This is a genomic window from Thiomicrospira microaerophila (assembly GCF_000934765.1).
GTDB classification, from domain to species: domain Bacteria; phylum Pseudomonadota; class Gammaproteobacteria; order Thiomicrospirales; family Thiomicrospiraceae; genus Thiomicrospira; species Thiomicrospira microaerophila.
The window spans coordinates 1-20,017 of the sequence record NZ_JYNN01000041.1 but is presented as its reverse complement, the minus strand read 5'-3'; the positions used below and the strand labels follow the sequence as shown (position 1 = coordinate 20,017).

The following is a 20,017-nucleotide window of genomic DNA, read 5'->3' as shown; positions in this document are numbered from 1 at the left end:
GTAGGTTGATGAAATCAATGTGCTCAACAGGTTCAACAGGCTCAACCGGATCCGGCGTATGAATATGCACAGGCACGAGTGCAGGTGCTGCAGTGGGTGCGCAGCGCAAAAATCGCTTGCGCCAATAGGCAAATTGATCACGTGAGAGCTCATGGGTTTTGCAGTAGTCGGTCTGTGTCTGCTCACTGCGTTGCCATTGATCAAGATGTGTGCGCCAAAAGGTGGCTTTTTTGTCGAGCTGCGTTGTTTTTTTCATGATGCGTCCTTGGATTAATTGACGCGCTCATGATGGCAGATTTAGGATGGGGCGACTAGTATGGGTGCGGTCGGACGCTTACCTTTTATGTTTATTTGCACCACTTCTATCAGAAGACATGGAGCAAAATAAAAGCCTAAAACGATATCGTGAATCCAATAACATTTAATTTTAGGCGTTTGCGATATGTGCACAGGAAATGTTAGTTGGTTGGCTTGAACATTCGTCATATATACCTAAAACCGAAGAAGCTGAGTACATTCTTCAGTAAGCTGATTGTTTTTGAATATCACAACGTTGTCGGCTTCGTGTGTAATTTTCATCGGCGTGATGAGTTCTCCTGTATAAAAAGTTTTCTTATTTTTAAGCGTGAGACTAAAGACAGCACAAGTAGATCCTTTGCTGAATGTAGTTTTAATCTCCTCAACAATTGATGCATTGCAGTCAAGGGTAGACCTGTTAAATAATTCTACGATTGATAAGCTCGATAAGATTAAATTATTCCTCTTCATTTTTTTGATCATACTTAGAACAGTATCTACCTCCGTAGTAATGTATTTTTGATGTTGTTCTTCATCGCCATGGTTTTTTTATTTGCTTTTTCACGAGTAAAGTCTAGGATAAGCAATAAATCAAGATCAAACATCTCAACGATTGGAAATCCTTTTATATTCTTATTGTTGTGAAAGAGGATAGGTGATGAATAGCTTTCCCAGTTCTCGTCTACCATAAAGCTCATTTTTGTCATGCTGATATCTCCTTAAATCAATATCCTAAAATGGGATATTTGTAATAATAACATAAAATTCAGGCATGAAAAAAAGTGTCTGGCAGGAAAATTACAAAATCATCTCAGCAGAGCTTAAGGCAATGAGAATAGAGGCTGGCTTGAGTCAGGTTTCCCTGTCCGAGCGCCTTGAGCGCCCACAAAGCTATGTTTCAAAGTATGAAAATGGTGATCGTTACTTGGACTTTATTGAAGTTTTAGCTATTTGTTCTGTTTGTGGCACCTCACCGAGTCAGCTAATTAAAAAGCTAGGTTTTGACTTTAAAGACCTTTAATTTATGGCGAAGGAAGTCTGCGCGAATATTCCAACCAATATTTTACCTTGCATGCTCGTCCTTATACTGGCAGGGCATTAGGGGAAGCTTCGACATACACTTTAATCTATAAACATTTTCTTACTTGAGTCTTCGATAAAGTGTGGCGACTCCAATACCAAGTTGCTTTGCTACTGCCTCTTTGGTCATGCCTGAATTAATTAAGACTTTAGCTGACTGAATCACCGCATCATTAATAGGTTTTCGTCCCTTGAACTTTCCTTCTGCTTTAGCGCGATTAATGCCAATACGTTGACGCTCTAGCATCATTTCACGTTCGAGCTCTGCAAGCCCGCTGAGCATTGTGAAAAGCAGCTTGCCAACACCAGATGCGATATCAATACCGTTTAACTGGTCAACAAATACTGAAACACCACGCTGCTGCAATTTTTCCACCGTCTCCAAAACTTCACTCGTTTTGCGTCCTAGCCTAGATACGTGATATACAATCAATACATCACCTTTTTCAAGCTTCTCCAATAACGCTTGGAATTTTGGGCGATCTGTTGTGGTACCAGAAAAGGTTTCAGTCACAATTGCATCGTACTCATATTTTTCGGCAAGATACTCAGCTTGCTGCTCTACATTCTGGTCTTCGGTACTAACTCTACTATAGATGTATTTCATAATCACTAGCCTCTTAAACATTGTGATAGTCTATCATAAATCATAGCATGCAATAGTCTAATGATAGATATCTCTTAGTAATTGATTTATATCTTTGAGGGTTGCTCTATTGATAGCTTGAAAGGCAGCAGCACTTTATAATAAAGTTTCAGAACTAACCAAAGGATTTATTACGTTGACTGAAAATACAAAGCTAAGACTAGACAAGTGGCTAGCATGCGCTAGACTATACAAAACCAGAGGTGTAGCACTTGAAGCCATTAAAGGTGGAAAGGTTGAACTGAATGGCTCCAAGCCCAAATCAAGCAAAACGCTTCAAGTTGGTGATAGCTTAAAGGTTACCCAAGCGCATAGACGCGTAACAATCAAAGTTATGCAAATATTGGATAAACGCGGCAATGCAGAAAGCGCACAACAAATGTATGAGCTGATCGAAGAAATACTGAACCAGCGCAAGCCGACGGCAGATATGGCATTAGTCGGCTATCGCGAAAAAGGCGCTGGCCGCCCAACTAAACGTGATAGGCGAAAGATTGAACAGTTAGACTTCCATCCAATAACCTCATAAGTTGGGTTTTTCGATCATTTTTAACAGCCAGCTTCATTGAGTGCTTCAAACTGCAATTCTAAATCTTGTTCGACTGTGGAGGCTCGTGCGTATCCGATAAATGCCATGATATGTACCTAAGCTTTAACTTAAGTACACGATAAATTTATTAAAAACTAAAGTCTATTATTTTAAGTAAAGTTCATGTACTTTATTTGTTTTAGACTTTAGTTTAAAAAAGTTAAACTTAATTGTGAATGTGGGAAATCGAGCCCATAAGACAAAATAATGAGAATTTTTTATAGGCTTTACCGTCTATTCTTAATCTCGGTAACAGGATGATCACTCAAATCTGATGGAAGTTCCTCAAGAAGGTCTTTTGTTCGATATTCAAAAATAATTTCACCTTTGGTTTCTCTTTCAGTCCAATATCTTCCAACCAGCTTCTTTTCGGGTGTTTCAATGATTTTGAATACAGCTGTCCCATCATGAGGAGAGCTTCGGTTACTCAGGTTAAGCCTTGGCTTGCTACTATATGAATAAGCTAAGTTTTTTTCTTGTCTATCGGTATTGATTAGAAACCCTTCTGTATAAGAGTAGCTGTTCATCTCTTCTGTATGCATTACGCAGCTAATTTGAAAAAAAGATTGTTTTATTGTCAGCAATACAGGAATTGGTGGTGTAGCCAATCCTGTTTTTGGGTTTCTCCAATCTGAATATATATGCCCAACCCAACTTCCATTCAAATTAGGAAATGGTACTAACCACCCTCTAAATATTTTTAACTTCCATCCCCATTTAACAAATATAAAAATTACTAACAAATCAATACTCACTACTTTGGGAATGAGTCCAAAAAAATCTTTGTAATCAGAAATATCTGAATTGCCGAGATAAGTAAGAACAGTCCAAGCAATCGCAGAAATGAATACCAATAAATAAACTGAACTTTTAAGCGTTACATTATTCATTATTTAAATCCAAAATAGCTCCATGCTGCTTTTGCAAACTCTCTACCATCTTTTCTATCCCATTGCTGATCGCTATGAAATAAAAAATAACATTCATTCACTTCCAACCAGCGCTTAGATTCTTTAAGAGGTTCTTCCCCTTGCAGCTCATCCAATATATGGGCAAGCATACCCTTTAATCTATCAGTCCATGAGGATCGGGCAAAAATAGTATCAGGGCAGTTATAAGCAAGGCACTCTATAAAATAAGACGGTAATTCACGAAAATAACCTTCGGCAGACATTTCATTCTCAATACGTTTTAGAAGTCGGGCTCCTTTTTTGTAAGCATAATTAGTTCGGTTATTTTTTTCTGTTCCATTACTCTTTTGCTGAGTTGGATAGTTAACAATGCTATTCCCATCTTTCTTAAAAATTTTTGTGCCGTCCCTATGTCCGCTCTTCATGTAATATCTATAACTGAAACAGGGGACAACATCGGCATCAACCCGTGCTGAACTTGAGTTTATTTGAATTGCTGTTGAGCCAGCGGTGACTACTTGCCCTGGAAATTTGGCTCTCATTGCTATAACAAGTTCTTCGCGAAGTTTTTTGGGAGTCCAAATGCCTTCATATGAACTACCTGAAGGTTTAACTCCTTTTTCTGATTCTTCCCAATATCGAACTTCAGTACACTCCACTGCGATATCTACGTCACTGTCTGATCGAACATTCGTATTATTAGCATATGAACCTTTTGCATATACTCTTAATTCACAACCATCAAAGGCAGAATGAGCATCAATTGCTTCTCGAATCATTCGCTCTGTTCGATCTTGTTTATCTTGCTCTGTTGTACTTGAGGGAGCCGTCCAGCGAATTAACTTTTCTTCTAAACTCATTGATTTCCCTTTCTATTTAATAGTTCAGAAACTGCCTGAATTGCTTCATCCAAAGTTACATCGAACCACTCTGTGGCGGTATAAACGCCACCACCTGGACTGGTTATCTTGATTTTTTTGCGTCTGTGATGGAGTTTGTTTTGAATCAGCTTTTCAAGGTTAGGCGCATTCAAGTTATAGCATGGAAGAATTTTAAGAATCTCTACTGGGGCTTCAAGATAGGTTTTATCGGTTTCAGCGCTCTCTATACGCTTAGCTGTTGTCTTCGTAGTAACCCCAATTTTCATTAGGTTTGGGATAGCCCTTATTTCAGGCCTGTTTGAAAGAGAACGTAAAAAGTATATTTCACCGGTTTGAACAGAACCTTCAAGTGTGTTGTCAACATTGAACTGTTCATAAATGGACTCCAAGCCACGTATGATCTGCTTTCCATTTGGATCTTCATAAAGGCTTTTACCCAGTGACCATAGAAGAAGATTTGACTCAGTACCGTTTGAATAAATCACTCGAAGCCTTGGGTCATACCGGCCATCATTATTTGCTCTGTATTCGCCAACATCAGCAACAAAACAATAAAGTCCACCACTGATAAAAATGTCACCTTTCTTTATTTGTTGCGCATGGGTAAAACGCTTAATCTCGACTTGTCGATTTTCAACTAATTTGTCGAGTTCTACAAAGAACGGTATATATTTTCCAAAGTCAGGACATGGTTTCTTTTTAGCGATTTCTTCAGGTTTCTCTCGTTTTTGAGTGACATATTTCAGTTGAAAAATATCGCTCGACTCATCATCCAAAAGACCGCTACCAAAGACATCATCAAGTGTCTTTAGTGATTGTGTAGGCTTATCCTCACTTTTTTTAGATTGTTGCTCTAATATGACCTCTGAATTGTTCAGTAACCCAAAGCTGTCAAGTTTCATAACTTGCTGTCTTAGGCTATCCTTTGATCTTATTCTAGCTAAGGCTCTAGCCAATTTCGATTCCTCAAGATCATCACTGTCTTTAGGTTCTCTCTGGTGAGTTTCATAGAAATTATTTATTTTCTCAAAGTTATCAATTAATGAGTTATTGCTTGATTGGCTTCTTTTCTTAGAGGCTGTTACACCATCAAACAACCCTAGCGTGTCATTAGCAACCAGCTCTTCAAACGTCTTTTTTTTTCGAGTTGCAGGATTGTGTTTAATCATACGCCATTTTCCTCACTCATTTGACGCTGACGCTCTTTACGCAGACATTCCACTGCCTCACCTAAATGGCTTTCATAATCATCAACGCTGCTGATTGATGGTAAGCGATCATGTTCAGCTTTAAACTCGGCTATGCGCTCAACCAGTGCCATTGCCTCTTCTACCCTCATAGTGCTCTTCATGCCTTTAACAACGTCTTGAAGCGTTTTTAGCATCTTCTCGTCAACAGACTTTGATAAAATTTCAAAGGCATTTTGGAATGGATTTATCTCTTTAATAAGATCGACATGGAGATCAGCTATATTGATAAATTTGTTTCCCAGAAGGATGAATTTTTTATCTGGCTCTGCGTCCCCTTTTTCACCGCCAGTAGTTTCACCTACTGTTACAGAAAGACCGGGGATGTATGGCTCTGCATCCTCTGGTAAATCCTCTTCATTTACAACACCTCCATTACCTTGAATAACAAGTTGTTTAAAGATAACCTCAGCAAGCGTTTCAACTTCATTTTCTGAAAGATTTGGGCTTTCTTCTCGTATAAGTTTGGGCAGGTCAACATTTAAGAGTACTTCAGGCAGGGTTTGATTGGTCATTAATCTACCCATTGTTTTTACATCCTGAAGAAGTTTTGCTTGAATGTTGTCTTGGTTAGCCAATACTTTTTTAGCCTCTGGCGAGAGTGGAGAATCTACATCGTCAATGATAATGGTATTCCCAGATACTTCCTCACCCGGCTTTAAGTCTGAGCGAGCTTTAAAGTTGACTGCTGGGGCTAAAACCTGTTCCATCAATAATGAGACTGTAATGGCTTTAATCATGTTGTTGACGGAGTATTGAACCTCTTCATCTTCTGCATCCGGTTGAGCGATAAGGTTAGTGAATTGAGCGTGTGTTTTCCCTTCAGAATCACGGGTGGCACGACCAATAATTTGAATCACTTCCGTCATGGATGAGCGATAACCAATAGTTAAAGCGTGTTCACAGTATTCCCAGTCAAAACCCTCTTTGGCCATACCCAGTGCAATGATAATATCCATATCATCACGGTGCTTTATGTTTCTCAGATAGCCCAACACTTCTGGTCTGGTTTTGCTATCTTCAACTAAATTGGCGACCTTTATTACCTTGTCACTGTTATGCAGTCTTACATTGATAATATCGCTATTCTCTCGACTAATTTCTTCACCGAGCTTGCTAATGATGTATTCAACTTCTAAATACTTGTCGCCGGTAGATTCCCTGGAGTTTACATTTGGAATATGAATGATGGTTTTTTTGTTAGGATTTAACACTTCACCGATTGCTGTCAGATAGTTGCCCGTGTAGAAGTGATAGCCAATGCCTAGCGATTTTAGGTATTGGTATGAATTAAGCTGCTCATAGTAAGAATAGGTGACTTGTTGGAATTTTGCTTCATCTTGAGACAACAGAATGGGAACGGTGTCCCCACGGAAATAAGAGCCAGTCATAGCAATGACATGGGCGGAACTATGGTTCATTACGCCATCAATCAAATTACCCAGCTGATTATCACCCGATGCACTGGCATGGTGAAATTCATCTACAGCAAGAACACAACTATCTAATTGGTTTGTTGTTATCTTTTTATACGCGCCTCGCAACGTTGCATGAGTGCACACAAGAATCTGAGATTTTGGATCATCTAAAAAAGAAATAAGCGTATTGATTGTGCCCACAGAGTCATTAAATTCAATACCGCAAAGATTGTATTTATCTTCTACCGTCCAGTCAGAATAAAAACCATAAGTTGTTAAGTCGGTATCTTTGAACGAACTCCCGATTGCGGTTTCTGGTACAGCCACAATCACTTTTTTAAGTCCTTGATTGATTAGCTTATCTAATGCGACAAACATCAATGCACGGCTTTTACCGGAGGCTGGTGGCGCTTTAATCAGAATATATTGATGATTACGCTCTTCATAAACTTTGGCCTGCATAGGACGCATACCAAGGTCATTATTCTTGCTACCCGTTGTGGAGTTAAAGTGGACATTAACGAGGTTTGGCATTATTCATTTCCCTATGCTTTCAATTGCTTTCTGACTTTTTCCCATACGGGATATACTTCTTGGTAAAAATGGTTAAACTCAGTGGCGAACCATTGAATCCGTTCCTGCTTTCCAACTTCATCCTTCCAATCTGGGATAGACTTCATTTTTTCGATTGGCATTTCATATTTGATGCGTGAGGCTTTTTTATCGTCTAAACGCTGCCAGCCAAGCTGATGTTCAAATTTAGAATCCAATTCAGCCTGATATTGCATCATGGCATCAAAAAGTATTTTGTCTGGGTCGTTTGAAAAATACAGTTCGACTCGTATTGTGTAGCGTCCAAATACAACGCCAAACTTTCCTTCCCATTTCCATGTTCCAAATGAATATGAAGGTTTTGATTTTACGTTGACAAAATAGAAAAGGTTTCGTTGTTTTAATTCGGCTTTTAATTCATTCCAAAATTGAACGAGGTACGCTTCAGAGTCAGCAACCGCCTGGCTTTTAACAGCATCTTCTTTCTGCTTCTCTTTCGCATCAATCATAAATTCTTGTGTTTCTGGTAATGGGATGATTTGCTCAATTTGAAGAAGCACTTCATCACCTAGTAGATAGGGCTTGGCTTTAAAACATTGAATTTGGATGTCATGATTTAATAGCCAAAGAACCGTTGAGGTCACTTCCTTTCTGAAGTTATTGGCCACGAATATCATGCGTTGGTCGTTGCGATTCAAAAGAAGCTCTGCGTCTTCCTCCAGAGATAAGAAATCAAGGATATTGGTCTTTGCATCTTCACCAGAAGAAGTCTGATCTAAGTAATCTTGGTAAATTTTGATAATCTGTGAGGTGGAGAGGGTCGAACAGTAAGAGGTGTATTTTAACGCCTGCCAAACCACATCACGTCCAGTATCATCGAGTTTGTTTTCGATAATTACCAGTCTGCGCTCTTTATCAATTGCTAGAAGATCCAAACGCTCATTGGTATCATTAAAGCCTGAAAATTCTTTTTGGATAATCAGCAGATCATCGTCTTCACCAAGAACTTGTGGATTCTTAGCAATCCACTCTTGTAAGTGCTCGCGTTCTCGAAATTTCAACTCAGCAAAGCTTTTCTCTTCTAGCTGGGTGATATTGTTTTCTTGTCGATTGATTCGATACATATGCTTTCCTGTTAAGTTTTAGATTCGGCTTTAACTAGCTCTTCATAACGAGCAAACAAAAACGCAAGACGTTCTGAGGCATCTTTAAACGGCTTATCTCGATAGAGTTTTTCTACTGCCTTGTCTAGTGCCTGGTGGGTGTCCAAAAGGTCTTTTGGCATTTTGTCAGGGTCATACATATCAGCAAGCGTTTGGCCTTCCAATTCGTAATCTTGGCGGATTAGAATAATTTCCTTGGCTAGTTTTACTATATTTTGTTTTTGTTCTTCATTCATTTCTGGGAAAGGAAAAGTATTGTAGACAAGGGTGTTAGAATACCGATAACGGCTTTCTAACCTGCCTGCAACTACTCTCATCCAGTCGTTATGCATCATTGATGATACTATTCCAAACTCAAAAGGACCTCCGTTAGGAATAATCATGTTTGGTGCAATTGGTATGAAATTTTCATCGAAAATATCAACAGGAATATAAGTTCTTCTTTCCGATGATACTTGAGGAACAAATAAAAAAGATTTTGGGTTATGTTGTTCTCTAAATAAGTGTGGGTATTCAGCTTGTCTACGACTTCCGGCATCACTACTAGAAAGTCGCTTTTCTCTGACTGCATTGACACGGCGGGTTAATTCTTGGGATTTTTCAATATCGTGAGGTGTAGCTTCTTTCAACCATAAGCAAAACCTTTTTCTACCATTAAGATATTCATCTGCACCAACTATTTGCTTAATCCATTTATTTAGTTTAGGTTCACTTTCGAGTATTTTGTTTTTTTCGCTTTCTGTAAATATTAGATAACCGCCGTCATTTGTATAGCTGCCCATAATCATCGGTATTTGCATAGTTATTTGATCACTTCGTGCAATTACGACAGAATTTCCTCCTTCTAGTAAGTAAGGAGATATGTTTTTCACAGCCTTAAAAGAGTCGCCAACAAAAAGATGTTTGTTTTTGCTTTCTGTATAACTAAATCCAGTTATTGATACGTGAACACCTGCTTTATCTTTTGCACTATTACTCCAGCTAAACGGTTGATAAGCGAAGTTTATCTTTATACCTTTTTGTAATAAGTAACTCCAAAGACTTGAAACTTGTACCCCTTGGAATAAAGAGTTTGTTGATACAAGAGCGGCATTGATTTCTGTTCCATCCATATACTCACTAGACTTCACAAACCAGCACGCAACGTAATCAATTTTACCAACACTTTTTAGGTCTGAGAGTACATCTTTGACTTCAATTTTTTGTTCGCTAGTTCTAAATCTGTCTCCGATAAAAGGAGGATTTCCACATATATAAATCTCCAAATCGCCAGACTCATCCGACTTAGGACAAACCTCCTCCCAATCAAGACGAAGGCTATTACCTTGTCGAACATTCCCGGCATCCTTCAATGGTAAGGCGGGTTCTGCGTAGCCAAATTCTTCCTTAAACTCGACATTCATTTGGTGTTCGGTTAGCCATAAAGAAAGCAGTGCAATCTCATGGGCAAAATCATCAATTTCAATGCCATAGAACTGACTTAAACGGATTCCTGAGTAGAACATCACATCTTGATCTGATGCTTCATTCAGAGCCTTGAAAACGGCCATTTCAAAACGTCTGAGTTCTTTATAGGCAATGATTAAGAAGTTACCACTTCCACAGGCAGGGTCAAAGATACGGATGCGCTCAAGACGCACAATCAGAGCTTCAAGCTTTTTGACATTACCTTTGGTTTTTTCCAGCTCTTCATACAGCTTGTCCAAGAATAAAGGCTGAATGACCTTCATGATATTTGGAACAGAAGTATAGTGCTGACCAAGCGAACCGCGCTTTTGTGGGTCAACTACCGACTGGAACATTGAACCGAAAATATCTGGATTAATTTTCTTCCAGTCGAGTGAACCAGCCTCTAAAATGACGCGTCGAGCTTTTTTACCAAACTTTGGAATAAACGAATCGTTGGCGAACAAACCACCATTTACATATTGGAAATCAGACAGGTGTGAGGGTAGTGTTTTTCGATATGCATCATTAGGTTTCGTATTCAAAACCTTGAACAAGGTAGTAAAGAATTGATCCAAATCTGAGCCATCTGGTTGCGTTGTATTGGCCATTGCATTGGACATCTGGCTTTCTTTAAAAATGCCTGTATCTTCAGCATAAAAGCAGAAAAGAAGTCGGGTTAAAAAGACATTCAGTGCATGACGTTTTTCTTCATCTTCTTCGATATGATTTTGTTTGAGGATTAGGTCGAAGAGCAGTCCAAGCTTTTCAGATGCCTTTACATCAGCCGGGTGATCGGAGTAGACAACCGCTTTCTCATAGCCAGCCAATGGTAGAAAGAAAGCATATTGCTTGTGAAGTTCGCTCAACTCGATTTCAGCAAGCAACTCATAGGCAGTTAGGTCATAAGCGGCTATTTCATTAAAATCAGTGACAACCAGTAGCCGTGCTTTACCTTTGACCACGGCATCAAGCGTTTTTAGCTTTTCTAACTCACCTTGGAGGTTAGTGCCTTTTTCACATTGCCTAAAATATATTTTGTTTTTGAATCCAATATCACCATGCTCAAAGCCGATATTTCGCCCGTTGGTGTTTTTCTTTAAGCCCGTAATCGTTGCTTTTGGTATTCCAAAAGCGGAAAGGAAGTCATAAATAAAATTATCTTTATCTAGTTCAATGACCGCTTTCTCAAGGTCGTCAATGATTTTGCTATGATCTTTATTCATCTAATGCAACTGTATAGTATGTTATAAGTAAAATTGTCTGCTAAGCATACATTAAATCAAGCCTTCTTGCAAGCAGCTTTTGAGATGTATTGACGTTTTAGATGAGGTGTGAAATCCTTGGTTTTTTAGTATATTCAATTAGGCGGACAATTTCTCTTTACCACTACAAATCTTTTCAATTACAAAACGTCTAAAAAAAGCCTGTGTGGTTATTTGATGACCATGCAATTCTTGCTGCAATTGTTAATAAGTTTTCTAAGATTCTGTGATCAAAAGTTCAGACAAGGCTGTCACCATTTCGTTTGATGTTATACTTTTTCAAGTCTTCAGTCTGAACCTGATATTTGTTCTTATTTGTCCGTTTTTAGAAAGGACATTATTTCTTCATCAAGCATCACTTGATTGGGCAACGCTATATCTCTAGCTGAAATAGCCGAATCAATACCATCACCGTAAATCTCGTCGCCATCTTTTTTGTAATAACCAATTGCAACGCCAATTCGCGTCGTTCTTTTCGTATGAACTGATAATTCAATAATGTTTTTGGTCAGCTCTAAAAACATAAGCAACATTTCATAATTGGCTGTTGCTAACACAAACAACGTGTTTGGATAGGATTCGGTTGCCTCAATTTTAACGCGATCAATATGCTGCTGTAAAAATAGCATAATTTTTGAATAGACATCATCCTCATACCTCAGTTCGGCGGCTTGCATAGCCTGTTCTATTTGGATTTTGTTAATATTTTTGTATGTAATAGCCATAATAATATTTGAAGGATTATTATGCTCTGATTCGTCATAAGTTAGCTGCTGAGTTGCAGAAAAACTCAGTTTTTTGGGCGCTACAGCTAGTTTTACTAGGAATTCTAACACTTCATTTTGGGTGATTGCCTTTTCCTGCAAGGCGCCCAACAACTTCTCTTCTAGGGTTCCCACAATAAATAGGTGCAGAATTTTGACTATATTCTTTTGTCCTTGTCGATATAAACGACCATTAAATTGAAGATAATTTGTCAAGTTCCAAGTAAGCCCGAACCAGATTATGGTGCTTCCGCCAAACTGAAGGTTTAACCCCATGCCTGCCGATGCAGGACTCGCTATTAATATTGAAATCTCCTTATTATTCCAGCGTTCAATTTTTTCGGGGTCATGCGTTAAAATTTCGGCATCAGGAAAGGCTTCAAGCAGTAAATTAATTTCAAATCGGAAGTTGTAAGCAATCAAATAGTTCTCACCTGGATTTTCATCAACAAGATCTTTCAATCGTTTTATTTTCTCATTATGAAGGTGATGAACATTGCCATCAGCATCATATATTGCACCACATGCAAACTGTAAACATTTTTGGGCACAAGACTTTATTAGAATTCTTTCCTCTGGCTCTGATGAGCGTTTATTTATTAGATGAAAAAAACGACCTTCTATGGCAGAGTACTGCTGTAACAATGCGCTTGAAATTTCAATAGGTTCATAAATATCTATTCTTTTGGGCAGATCAATTAACTTATCAGAGCCTAGGGTGTAGGTAACGTCAGAGATTTTGTTCATTATCTCTTCTTTCGCACCTGCGTTTAGTTGGTAGCCCCCGCCCATGTAACCCAACGGTGTGAAGTATTTAGATTTGTACTGAGTCATCGAGCGCCCTAATCGCTCACCACCATCAAGCAAGTAAATCTGACTCCATAAGTCCAGCATCCCGTTGGGTAACGGGGTGGCTGTGAGTAGGATAACACGCTCTAGATACTTGGTGATGCGCTTCAGAGCCTTGAACCGAATGGCGCTAGGGTTCTTAATGCCTGTCGATTCATCATAGACCAGCATATCCCAACGCCAAGGGATGCCCGAGTTATTAATCAGCCAAGGGATGTTCTCTTGGTTGATGATAATTATTTCAGCGCCTGAGTTTAATGCTTTTAAACGTTTTTCTGAGCTACCTAAAGCTAACTCAATTCTAAGTTTAGATGTATGTTTCCAACGATGTGCCTCTGCTCTCCAAACGGTTTTTGCAACTCTTAATGGCGCAACAATTAAAACCTGTTCTACTTCCCTAGCATCCAGCACATCTTTGATAGAGGTTAATGCACATATTGTTTTGCCTAATCCCAACCCAAGAAAAGCGGCCGACTTTGGTTGCAATTTAAAAAACTCAACCACATCATTTTGATAAGAATGCAAATCACCTCTATCTAAAGTAGGCTCTGGCAAGTCAATTTTCTTAGGCATAGTCACAAGATTTCATAAACAGTAAAAAGGCTGATTTATTTTCTCAGGCTGTTAATTTTAATTTAAAAATTTGATAAAGGCTTAATTAACAGTGCTTAAATCAAGTAATTAATAATGTACTTCATTATACTACCATTTAAAAAGTTGTAGCTTCTACTTTTGGGACAATTAATACTATGGGGGGGGGAATGTAACTCGAAAAATTCTAAGTTATATGTTCATATTTTATGGATACCAGTGTTAATTAACCGAAATAACACAGTGTGTTGATACGCTAATTAATTCACGTTAAATAACCCAATTTTTAACTATTTTGGCTTGGTGGAATAAAGACTCAGTCATAGCTAAACGCCTCCGCCACCCGCGCCACCTCGTCATCATTACGTCGATCATAGCGTTGCGTGGTGGTTAGACTGGCATGCCCCATCGCTTTTTGAACGGTGAGTGGGTCGACATTCAGCTCAAAGAGTTTAGTGGCAAAGGTGCGTCGAAGGTCATGCGGCGCGCAGCTATCTATACAGGCCTGGCCCACTTTTTCTTTTAACAAAAACAGCACCGCTTGGTCACTAAGCCCATGCTCACTAATGGTATCCCCCTTCCAAACACGATTAAACAAAAACCCCGGTTCCTCACCCCTAAAACTCAGCCAAGTTTGAATATGCTTTATGCTCAGTGGCGGCACAAAAACTTGTCGCTCCTTATTCCCCTTACCGATAAGCCGAATGGTTTTGGTTTTGAGATTCACATCCTTGAGTTGAATCGACACCACTTCAGCTCGACGTAAACCACACTCGGCCAAGATGCCTAATAGTGCCGCATCGCGTGCACCGCGAACGGTTTTCAGATCACAAGCACACAATAGCGCCTTCACTTCCTCATCCAAAAGTCGGCGCCCTTTGGGTAAGCGCTGACCACGGTGGGCTTTGACCAATTTTATGCGCTCATACTGCTCCGCATCAATACGCTTCTGTATCCAGGCTTCACGCATCACTCCTTTTATAGCGGAAAGATAAACGCGCGCGGTATTAGGTGAGCGGTGGTTATCGAGTAATTTGTCCATCACCAACTGCACTTCATCACGCCCCATTTTTTGCCAGTGCGCATCCAGATGATTAGCATAGCCAAACATCTGCGCCACCCGATTCAGATAGCTGCCCATAACGCGGCGTGACGTTTTAGAGCGAAGTGAGAGCAAGTAGCCGACCGAGGGACCATGCGATTTGTCATGGGCAAAAACCAAATTAGCGGTGCTCGGTTGGGGTTGATCAATCAGCGCAGACATAGGTCACCTCCAAAATAACAAAAAAGGGGCTAAAAATCCAAGAATAAAAATAGTGCGCAAGCAAGGACTAGACCACTAAAGTTGGATTCTACAAACATTACTTTTGAAAATCACCATTTTCATAAGTAATCTTGAATTTAAAAAAACCAAGCAAAAAATAGGCTTGGTTTTGAGGAAAACGCGGTTGGCTAGTTGTTTACCGCGTCTTTTAGCTTTTTTCCAACTTTAAAGCTGGCGACCTTGGCTTCCTTGATCTCAAGTGGTGCACCGGTTGCCGGATTACGCCCGGTGCGTGCGGCACGGGTTTTCACTTCAAATTTACCAAAACCAATAAGATTGACGTCATTACCCTGCGCTAAAACAGATTCAATTCCGGAGGTAACCATTTTAATCGCCTCTTCCGCTGCTTTTTTAGTGACACCGGATTGGTTTACTATCGCGTCTACTAATAATTCCTTTGACATCATTGCTCCTTTTAAATTACACTTCAAATATAACCAAACCAAATTCTACACGATTTATATATTAAAACAAATTGGAAAATACGCATGACCAGTAAACAACTTCAAAAAAAACGCGAAGAATTACAAAAACTACAGCAAGAAGTCGAACTGCTTGAAAAACGTGAGCAATTACAATTAAGCCAAGACTCCACAGAAATAATTGAATTAGTAGATTTAATAGAATCCACTGCAGAGTCGCATTTAATGGATTTAGCCGAAGTTATTGATTTAATACTCAAGAAAACAAAAACGATTAATAAAAACAAAATCGAGCCTAAATATTATAATCCAAACAATCCAAAAATAGTATGGACAGGTCGTGGCCGCAAGCCTAAGTGGGTAGAGGCCATTGAATCACAAGGGGATAGCATGGAGAATTATTTAATTAAGAATATGAAAGATTAATAAATTAACTTACTTTATATTTAAATATATGTCATTAGATAAAGACGGCAGGTAATTTACAGAGATTGCTATTTAAATAAAAAGGACTGTGTTTCTTTTCCCCAAAAAGATATATCAATACCCGTTCATTATAATCTTATGATCTTATGGCAAAAAGCACTGAGATAAATTAAATATTCAAATACGAATGGGGTAACTAATTAAAAAACTTGCATGACTTCTTAGTAGGAAAGCAAAGTTTTAATTTAAACCTGCCCCCAGATCCGAGTATGTCCTGTTCTGTAAGGTATGGGCACGGTCGGACGCTTGCCTTGGAGCGGTAGCATAGGGTGATACTGGGTGAAAGGCGAGGAGCCAAATCTAAAAAGATAAAAATCAATTTTACTAAAAAGGAATTATTCGTTGTGTAGATGTAGTGGATATATTTGATTTTATCAAATTTATCGTTAAATCAATACCTTAATTGAGTGTTTTTTTGGTTAATGGGTGTTTTACGATATCTATATTGGATTTTTTTACAACATAACTCAATTTTATCAAGGTTAAATTTTCATTCTAACTCGTGGTTATTTTTCTATTCAAATGGGCGGTTTCTAAGCTTAGGTTTACGTTTAAATTGGCTATTTATTTACAACTAAACAACCAGCCATCATATCGTGAAGACCTTGTTTCCTTTTGGTAAAAGCAACCATAATAAAGCCGATAAAGATGAGCATGTACGAAACAATTTTTCCAAAGTATCGTCCTGTGGCTCTAGCGAAGCTCATTCGATTGCCTTCTAAATCGGTAACCTTTAACCCAAGGGCTCTTTTTCCCCAAGTTGCTTGTTTAGCCGAACTTTCCATCCCTGCAAAATATATCCATGTGACTAAAAAAATAAATAAATTCCATGCACCTTCGTCCTCAAATAAGTCAACTGATACCCCTACCGCGATTCCAAATAACATCATAACTAAACCCAAAACAAATGAAATGCCAATAATAGCAAAGGCATCTAAAATATATGCACCTGCACGAACCCAAAAGCCGGCATAACTTGGTTGTATTAAGTTTATTTGATCTGTGTGGCTTATAACATTCATTTCTTTCTCTTCATGAGCCATTGATGTGGCTATACTATCTCGTACACTGTCAGGGGTCAACTACTTTGCCCACGCTCAAAGTCATCTTGACCACTAGTACCAAATGGCGCAACCGTTTGACCATCACGACTCACAATCTCATTCGGGAAATACTCTTTAATCACCACATGATTGTGAAGATGAATATCCTTGGCTAGATACGCAATCCCAAACCCACCCTGACCGAGCAGGTCTTCAATTACATAATCGCCCAGTTGATAGCCTTGGGATAAGGTGCGGTGGTTGAATTCGAGTTTTGCCATCTATTTTCCTGTTAAATTCTTAATACAAAAGCCGCTACGCGGCCAAAGTTACTGTCCGGTGCGCACAAGACGCACATGATAGCTGTGGTCGCGAGAATAGCCGTAGTCACTGCCACTAGCGAAAAGGACACCCCACGCATGGCCACTATCCGCGGCATCGGACGAGGCCGACCAATAAAACCGAGCAGGCGTATTTGGGAAGGCAGAGCTACAAATAACCGGGTGATGTTTCTTGTCTACTATGCTACGTAATTCATTAAGAGTTGGAACGCGCCAATCATCATAACCAGCAAATGCCGTTGCATATTGCCAATGTTGATCAGGCTCGCCTCCGAATAAACGCATTAACCCGGTCTTCTTGCCGTGATTAACGGCAACATTCCAATGATAGCTGCCGGCTGTACCTGTTGGTGTTTTACCACTCCACCGCTGTCCGACACTAAATCTTTGCCACATTAAACCGGTTTCTATATCCGTTACAGTGCCATCTTTATTATCTGAATAAGCTTAGATTGACCAATCATGCTTTTTGATGAGGGACTGTTTACATGATTTTTTGTGACGTCTTCTTTTTGTTCAATGGTCCAATTTTTAGCATGGGCGATTTGTTTTATCAAATTTTGTATGGATGGGATATCCAGCCCAATTTGTTGCGCTTTTTCAGTAATGTAGATGATTTCTTCTTGCGTAATATGGCCATCTCGTCCGGCCATTTCAATCATGCTCTCGATGTTTGAGTAGTTTGCAGTGCTTTTTGGTTGTTGCCTAATTGGTTGTTGGGACAAAAGTGTTTTGGCTGCTTGCGCATCTTGAAGCCGATTTTTTTGTTTCAGCTCCATGCATTGATCAATCAATTCAACCAGACCGGGTGAACAATCTTTAGCAATCGTTAGTTCGCCAAGGGGTTTATGCTCATCATCTAACAACCGCGTACTCGATTCCTCAGGTGTTTGAGCTGTTAAGCATTTGTAAAGGGTGGCGCCTAGTGCATAGAGATCTGTTGCAGGCGTAAGCTTTGTTTTTGAGCTATATTGTTCAGGCGCTCCGTAACCGCCTGTCACCACTACAGAATGGCTTTTCTCTGCAAGTGCGTCTTTCGCAGCTCCAAAGTCAATCAAGACTGGTTTACCACCTGGGCGCAGCATGATATTGGCCGGTTTAATGTCACGGTGTATCAACCCGTGTTGATGTACTACGGCAAGACCATCCAATAGCTCGATAGCTAAATGCTCCACCACTTCAGGCGTCAGCGTTTCTTTGCGTTTGAGGTACTGATCTAGCGGTTCGCCATCAATAAACTCCATCACCAAATAAGCGGTATTGTTTTGTTGGAAATATTTAAGAATTCGAACTACCGCATGATGGTTAAACCGCGCTAACGCCCGCCCCTCTTCAACAAACCGTTGCATACCGCGCTCAAAGTCATCTTGACCACTAGTGCCAAAGGCCGCCACGGTTTGTCCATCACGACTCACAATCTCATTCGGGAAATACTCTTTAATCACCACATGATTGTGAAGATGAATATCCTTGGCTAAATACGCAATACCAAACCCACCCTGACCGAGTAGGTCTTCAATTACATAATCGCCTAGTTGATAGCCTTGCGGTAAGGTGCGGTGGTTGAATTCGAGTTTAGCCATCTATTTTCCTGTTAAATTCTTATTACAAAAGCCACTTCGTGACCAAAGTTACTGTACGCTGCGCACGAGACGCACATGATAACTATTTGAGGCATCACGAAAGACACTACCGATACTAAAATTGATACACCAAGGTTGCGGGCTTCCATCCAGTTTTTTATTTAGCGTCCAATAAAAGGTTTCTGGTGTACTTGGAAAGACTTGATTGACAATAGCTGGTCGATTGAAATCACCTTTGCAGCGCCCATCTAAAGCCTCTTTATTTTTCTGAATTATTGTATTACCACGTAAATCTAACCGACGTTCCAATTGTTGTCCAGAACTACAATAGACTATAGAGTGAAGTTCATCTACTGTAGGAAGGCGCCAATCATTAAAGCTTGAAAAAGCTGTTGCGTATTTCCAATGTTCATCAGGGTCGACTATGATAAATCCCCGTAATCCACTATGGAAGCCCAAGTTACTTGCTGTTATCCAATTGTAAATCTGAGCCTTGCCCACTACTGCATTGCCACTCCATCTTTGTCCAACACTAAATCTTTGCCACATTAAACCTGTTTTTATATCGGTTACTGTTCCATCTTGGTTGTCAATATAACGTTCTGCAATAAGATTGGTTTGCAACGGTGGTTGCATAGGTTGACCCAGTGTGGCATCCGTTTCAATCTTCCAGTTGTTTTGTTGTGCTATTTTTCGAATAAGACTTTGGACTTCATCTGGTTGGAATTGAAGTTGCTTTGCTTTTTTAAGAATAAAGTCCGTTTCTTTTTGCGTAATCAAGCCATCAGATCCAGCCATCTCAATCATAAGCTCTAAGCCAGAGTAGTCTTTTTGCGTGATATTTTTTTGATATGAGGCTTTATCAAGGATGAGCTTGGCATCCTTGGCGTGAGCTGGTCGATCCTTTTGCTTGATTTGCATGCACTGATCAATAAGTGTAACCAGGCCTGGTGAACATTGCTTCGCGATTGGTAGGTGGCTAATAGGTATGTGCTCATCATCAATGACTCTAGATGTAGCTTCTTCAGGTGTTTGAGCTGTCAGACACTTGTAAAGCGTGCCGCCAAGCGCATATAAATCTGTGGCTGGTGCAAGCTGAGATTTGGAGCTGTATTGTTC

At 39.6% G+C, this 20,017-nt stretch carries 20 protein-coding genes; 3 read left to right on the top strand and 17 right to left on the bottom strand.

What is annotated here, in order from left to right:
* A partial coding sequence (gene tnpA / locus NA59_RS10700; protein WP_044412231.1) for an IS66 family insertion sequence element accessory protein TnpA occupies positions 1-256 on the bottom strand: 256 nt, incomplete at its 3' end.
* Between the two features lie 538 nt (positions 257-794).
* On the bottom strand, positions 795-1,004 hold the full coding sequence (locus tag NA59_RS10690) for a hypothetical protein (protein WP_044412225.1): 210 nt from the start codon (positions 1,002-1,004) through the stop codon (positions 795-797).
* A gap of 65 nt (positions 1,005-1,069) precedes the next feature.
* Between NA59_RS10690 and NA59_RS10685 the strand changes: the two genes are divergently transcribed.
* Positions 1,070-1,318: a helix-turn-helix domain-containing protein gene (locus tag NA59_RS10685; RefSeq protein ID WP_044412222.1), complete on the top strand. Its 249-nt coding sequence runs from the start codon at positions 1,070-1,072 to the stop codon at positions 1,316-1,318.
* Between the two features lie 120 nt (positions 1,319-1,438).
* On the opposite strand, the gene NA59_RS10680 is transcribed toward NA59_RS10685, so the two are convergent.
* Complete coding sequence (locus tag NA59_RS10680) at positions 1,439-1,984, bottom strand: recombinase family protein (protein ID WP_044412220.1); 546 nt, start codon at positions 1,982-1,984, stop codon at positions 1,439-1,441.
* 175 nt (positions 1,985-2,159) lie between these two features.
* On the opposite strand from NA59_RS10680, the gene NA59_RS10675 reads away from it, so the two are divergent.
* Positions 2,160-2,552 carry an RNA-binding S4 domain-containing protein gene (locus tag NA59_RS10675; RefSeq protein ID WP_044412217.1) on the top strand — a complete coding sequence of 131 codons (393 nt, stop codon included), beginning with the start codon at positions 2,160-2,162 and terminating at the stop codon, positions 2,550-2,552.
* 287 nt (positions 2,553-2,839) lie between these two features.
* Here NA59_RS10675 and NA59_RS10670 read toward each other — a convergent pair whose 3' ends face one another.
* The 9 genes from NA59_RS10670 to NA59_RS10630 form a co-directional block, all read right to left on the bottom strand.
* The gene (locus tag NA59_RS10670) at positions 2,840-3,502 is read right to left on the bottom strand and encodes a Cap15 family cyclic dinucleotide receptor domain-containing protein (RefSeq protein WP_044412214.1); all 663 of its coding nucleotides are present in this window, start codon (positions 3,500-3,502) and stop codon (positions 2,840-2,842) included.
* Positions 3,502-4,383 (bottom strand): nucleotidyltransferase domain-containing protein, encoded by an 882-nt coding sequence (locus tag NA59_RS10665; protein WP_044412211.1) that lies wholly within the window; start codon positions 4,381-4,383, stop codon positions 3,502-3,504. The genes NA59_RS10670 and NA59_RS10665 overlap by 1 nt, the downstream gene beginning before the upstream one ends.
* Entirely contained in the window at positions 4,380-5,573 is a 1,194-nt protein-coding gene (locus NA59_RS10660) for a GIY-YIG nuclease family protein (RefSeq protein WP_044412208.1), read from the bottom strand. Before NA59_RS10660 ends, NA59_RS10665 begins: the two co-directional genes overlap by 4 nt.
* Complete coding sequence (locus NA59_RS10655; RefSeq protein WP_044412205.1) at positions 5,570-7,603, bottom strand: DEAD/DEAH box helicase; 2,034 nt, start codon at positions 7,601-7,603, stop codon at positions 5,570-5,572. The genes NA59_RS10660 and NA59_RS10655 overlap by 4 nt, the downstream gene beginning before the upstream one ends.
* A gap of 11 nt (positions 7,604-7,614) precedes the next feature.
* Complete coding sequence (locus NA59_RS10650) at positions 7,615-8,745, bottom strand: DUF4268 domain-containing protein (RefSeq protein ID WP_052501623.1); 1,131 nt, start codon at positions 8,743-8,745, stop codon at positions 7,615-7,617.
* Positions 8,746-8,756: 11 nt separating this feature from the next.
* Positions 8,757-11,456: a class I SAM-dependent DNA methyltransferase gene (locus tag NA59_RS10645; RefSeq protein ID WP_044412202.1), complete on the bottom strand. Its 2,700-nt coding sequence runs from the start codon at positions 11,454-11,456 to the stop codon at positions 8,757-8,759.
* A gap of 350 nt (positions 11,457-11,806) precedes the next feature.
* On the bottom strand, positions 11,807-13,681 hold the full coding sequence (locus tag NA59_RS10640) for a DEAD/DEAH box helicase (RefSeq protein WP_052501622.1): 1,875 nt from the start codon (positions 13,679-13,681) through the stop codon (positions 11,807-11,809).
* 334 nt (positions 13,682-14,015) lie between these two features.
* Positions 14,016-14,963, bottom strand: coding sequence for a tyrosine-type recombinase/integrase (locus NA59_RS10635; protein WP_052501621.1), 948 nt, complete (start codon positions 14,961-14,963; stop codon positions 14,016-14,018).
* A 188-nt stretch (positions 14,964-15,151) separates the two neighbouring features.
* Positions 15,152-15,430 (bottom strand): HU family DNA-binding protein, encoded by a 279-nt coding sequence (locus NA59_RS10630; protein WP_269763847.1) that lies wholly within the window; start codon positions 15,428-15,430, stop codon positions 15,152-15,154.
* Positions 15,431-15,511: 81 nt separating this feature from the next.
* Between NA59_RS10630 and NA59_RS10625 the strand changes: the two genes are divergently transcribed.
* On the top strand, positions 15,512-15,871 hold the full coding sequence (locus tag NA59_RS10625) for an H-NS histone family protein (RefSeq protein WP_044412196.1): 360 nt from the start codon (positions 15,512-15,514) through the stop codon (positions 15,869-15,871).
* Positions 15,872-16,491: 620 nt separating this feature from the next.
* Here NA59_RS10625 and NA59_RS10620 read toward each other — a convergent pair.
* From NA59_RS10620 to NA59_RS10600, 5 genes are all read right to left on the bottom strand, one after another.
* On the bottom strand, positions 16,492-16,974 hold the full coding sequence (locus tag NA59_RS10620) for an RDD family protein (RefSeq protein ID WP_198401097.1): 483 nt from the start codon (positions 16,972-16,974) through the stop codon (positions 16,492-16,494).
* A 35-nt stretch (positions 16,975-17,009) separates the two neighbouring features.
* Entirely contained in the window at positions 17,010-17,255 is a 246-nt protein-coding gene (locus NA59_RS10615) for a hypothetical protein (protein WP_044412193.1), read from the bottom strand.
* Positions 17,256-17,303: 48 nt separating this feature from the next.
* Positions 17,304-17,711: an Lcl C-terminal domain-containing protein gene (locus tag NA59_RS10610; protein WP_052501620.1), complete on the bottom strand. Its 408-nt coding sequence runs from the start codon at positions 17,709-17,711 to the stop codon at positions 17,304-17,306.
* 20 nt (positions 17,712-17,731) lie between these two features.
* The gene (locus NA59_RS10605; RefSeq protein WP_052501619.1) at positions 17,732-18,898 is read right to left on the bottom strand and encodes a serine/threonine protein kinase; all 1,167 of its coding nucleotides are present in this window, start codon (positions 18,896-18,898) and stop codon (positions 17,732-17,734) included.
* A gap of 48 nt (positions 18,899-18,946) precedes the next feature.
* Positions 18,947-20,017: Lcl C-terminal domain-containing protein (locus tag NA59_RS10600; RefSeq protein ID WP_044412190.1), on the bottom strand; the 1,071-nt coding region annotated here is incomplete at its 5' end.

What these genes read in the sequence shown, in the direction of transcription:
- NA59_RS10690 (WP_044412225.1), bottom strand. Translation starts at nt 1,004, where the DNA reads ATGACAAAAATGAGCTTTATGGTAGACGAGAACTGGGAAAGCTATTCA.
- NA59_RS10685 (WP_044412222.1), top strand. Translation starts at nt 1,070, where the DNA reads ATGAAAAAAAGTGTCTGGCAGGAAAATTACAAAATCATCTCAGCAGAG.
- NA59_RS10680 (WP_044412220.1), bottom strand. Translation starts at nt 1,984, where the DNA reads ATGAAATACATCTATAGTAGAGTTAGTACCGAAGACCAGAATGTAGAG.
- NA59_RS10670 (WP_044412214.1), bottom strand. Translation starts at nt 3,502, where the DNA reads ATGAATAATGTAACGCTTAAAAGTTCAGTTTATTTATTGGTATTCATT.
- NA59_RS10665 (WP_044412211.1), bottom strand. Translation starts at nt 4,383, where the DNA reads ATGAGTTTAGAAGAAAAGTTAATTCGCTGGACGGCTCCCTCAAGTACA.
- NA59_RS10660 (WP_044412208.1), bottom strand. Translation starts at nt 5,573, where the DNA reads ATGATTAAACACAATCCTGCAACTCGAAAAAAAAAGACGTTTGAAGAG.
- NA59_RS10655 (WP_044412205.1), bottom strand. Translation starts at nt 7,603, where the DNA reads ATGCCAAACCTCGTTAATGTCCACTTTAACTCCACAACGGGTAGCAAG.
- NA59_RS10650 (WP_052501623.1), bottom strand. Translation starts at nt 8,745, where the DNA reads ATGTATCGAATCAATCGACAAGAAAACAATATCACCCAGCTAGAAGAG.
- NA59_RS10645 (WP_044412202.1), bottom strand. Translation starts at nt 11,456, where the DNA reads ATGAATAAAGATCATAGCAAAATCATTGACGACCTTGAGAAAGCGGTC.
- NA59_RS10640 (WP_052501622.1), bottom strand. Translation starts at nt 13,681, where the DNA reads ATGCCTAAGAAAATTGACTTGCCAGAGCCTACTTTAGATAGAGGTGAT.
- NA59_RS10635 (WP_052501621.1), bottom strand. Translation starts at nt 14,963, where the DNA reads ATGTCTGCGCTGATTGATCAACCCCAACCGAGCACCGCTAATTTGGTT.
- NA59_RS10630 (WP_269763847.1), bottom strand. Translation starts at nt 15,430, where the DNA reads ATGATGTCAAAGGAATTATTAGTAGACGCGATAGTAAACCAATCCGGT.
- NA59_RS10625 (WP_044412196.1), top strand. Translation starts at nt 15,512, where the DNA reads ATGACCAGTAAACAACTTCAAAAAAAACGCGAAGAATTACAAAAACTA.
- NA59_RS10620 (WP_198401097.1), bottom strand. Translation starts at nt 16,974, where the DNA reads ATGGCTCATGAAGAGAAAGAAATGAATGTTATAAGCCACACAGATCAA.
- NA59_RS10615 (WP_044412193.1), bottom strand. Translation starts at nt 17,255, where the DNA reads ATGGCAAAACTCGAATTCAACCACCGCACCTTATCCCAAGGCTATCAA.
- NA59_RS10610 (WP_052501620.1), bottom strand. Translation starts at nt 17,711, where the DNA reads ATGTGGCAAAGATTTAGTGTCGGACAGCGGTGGAGTGGTAAAACACCA.
- NA59_RS10605 (WP_052501619.1), bottom strand. Translation starts at nt 18,898, where the DNA reads ATGGCTAAACTCGAATTCAACCACCGCACCTTACCGCAAGGCTATCAA.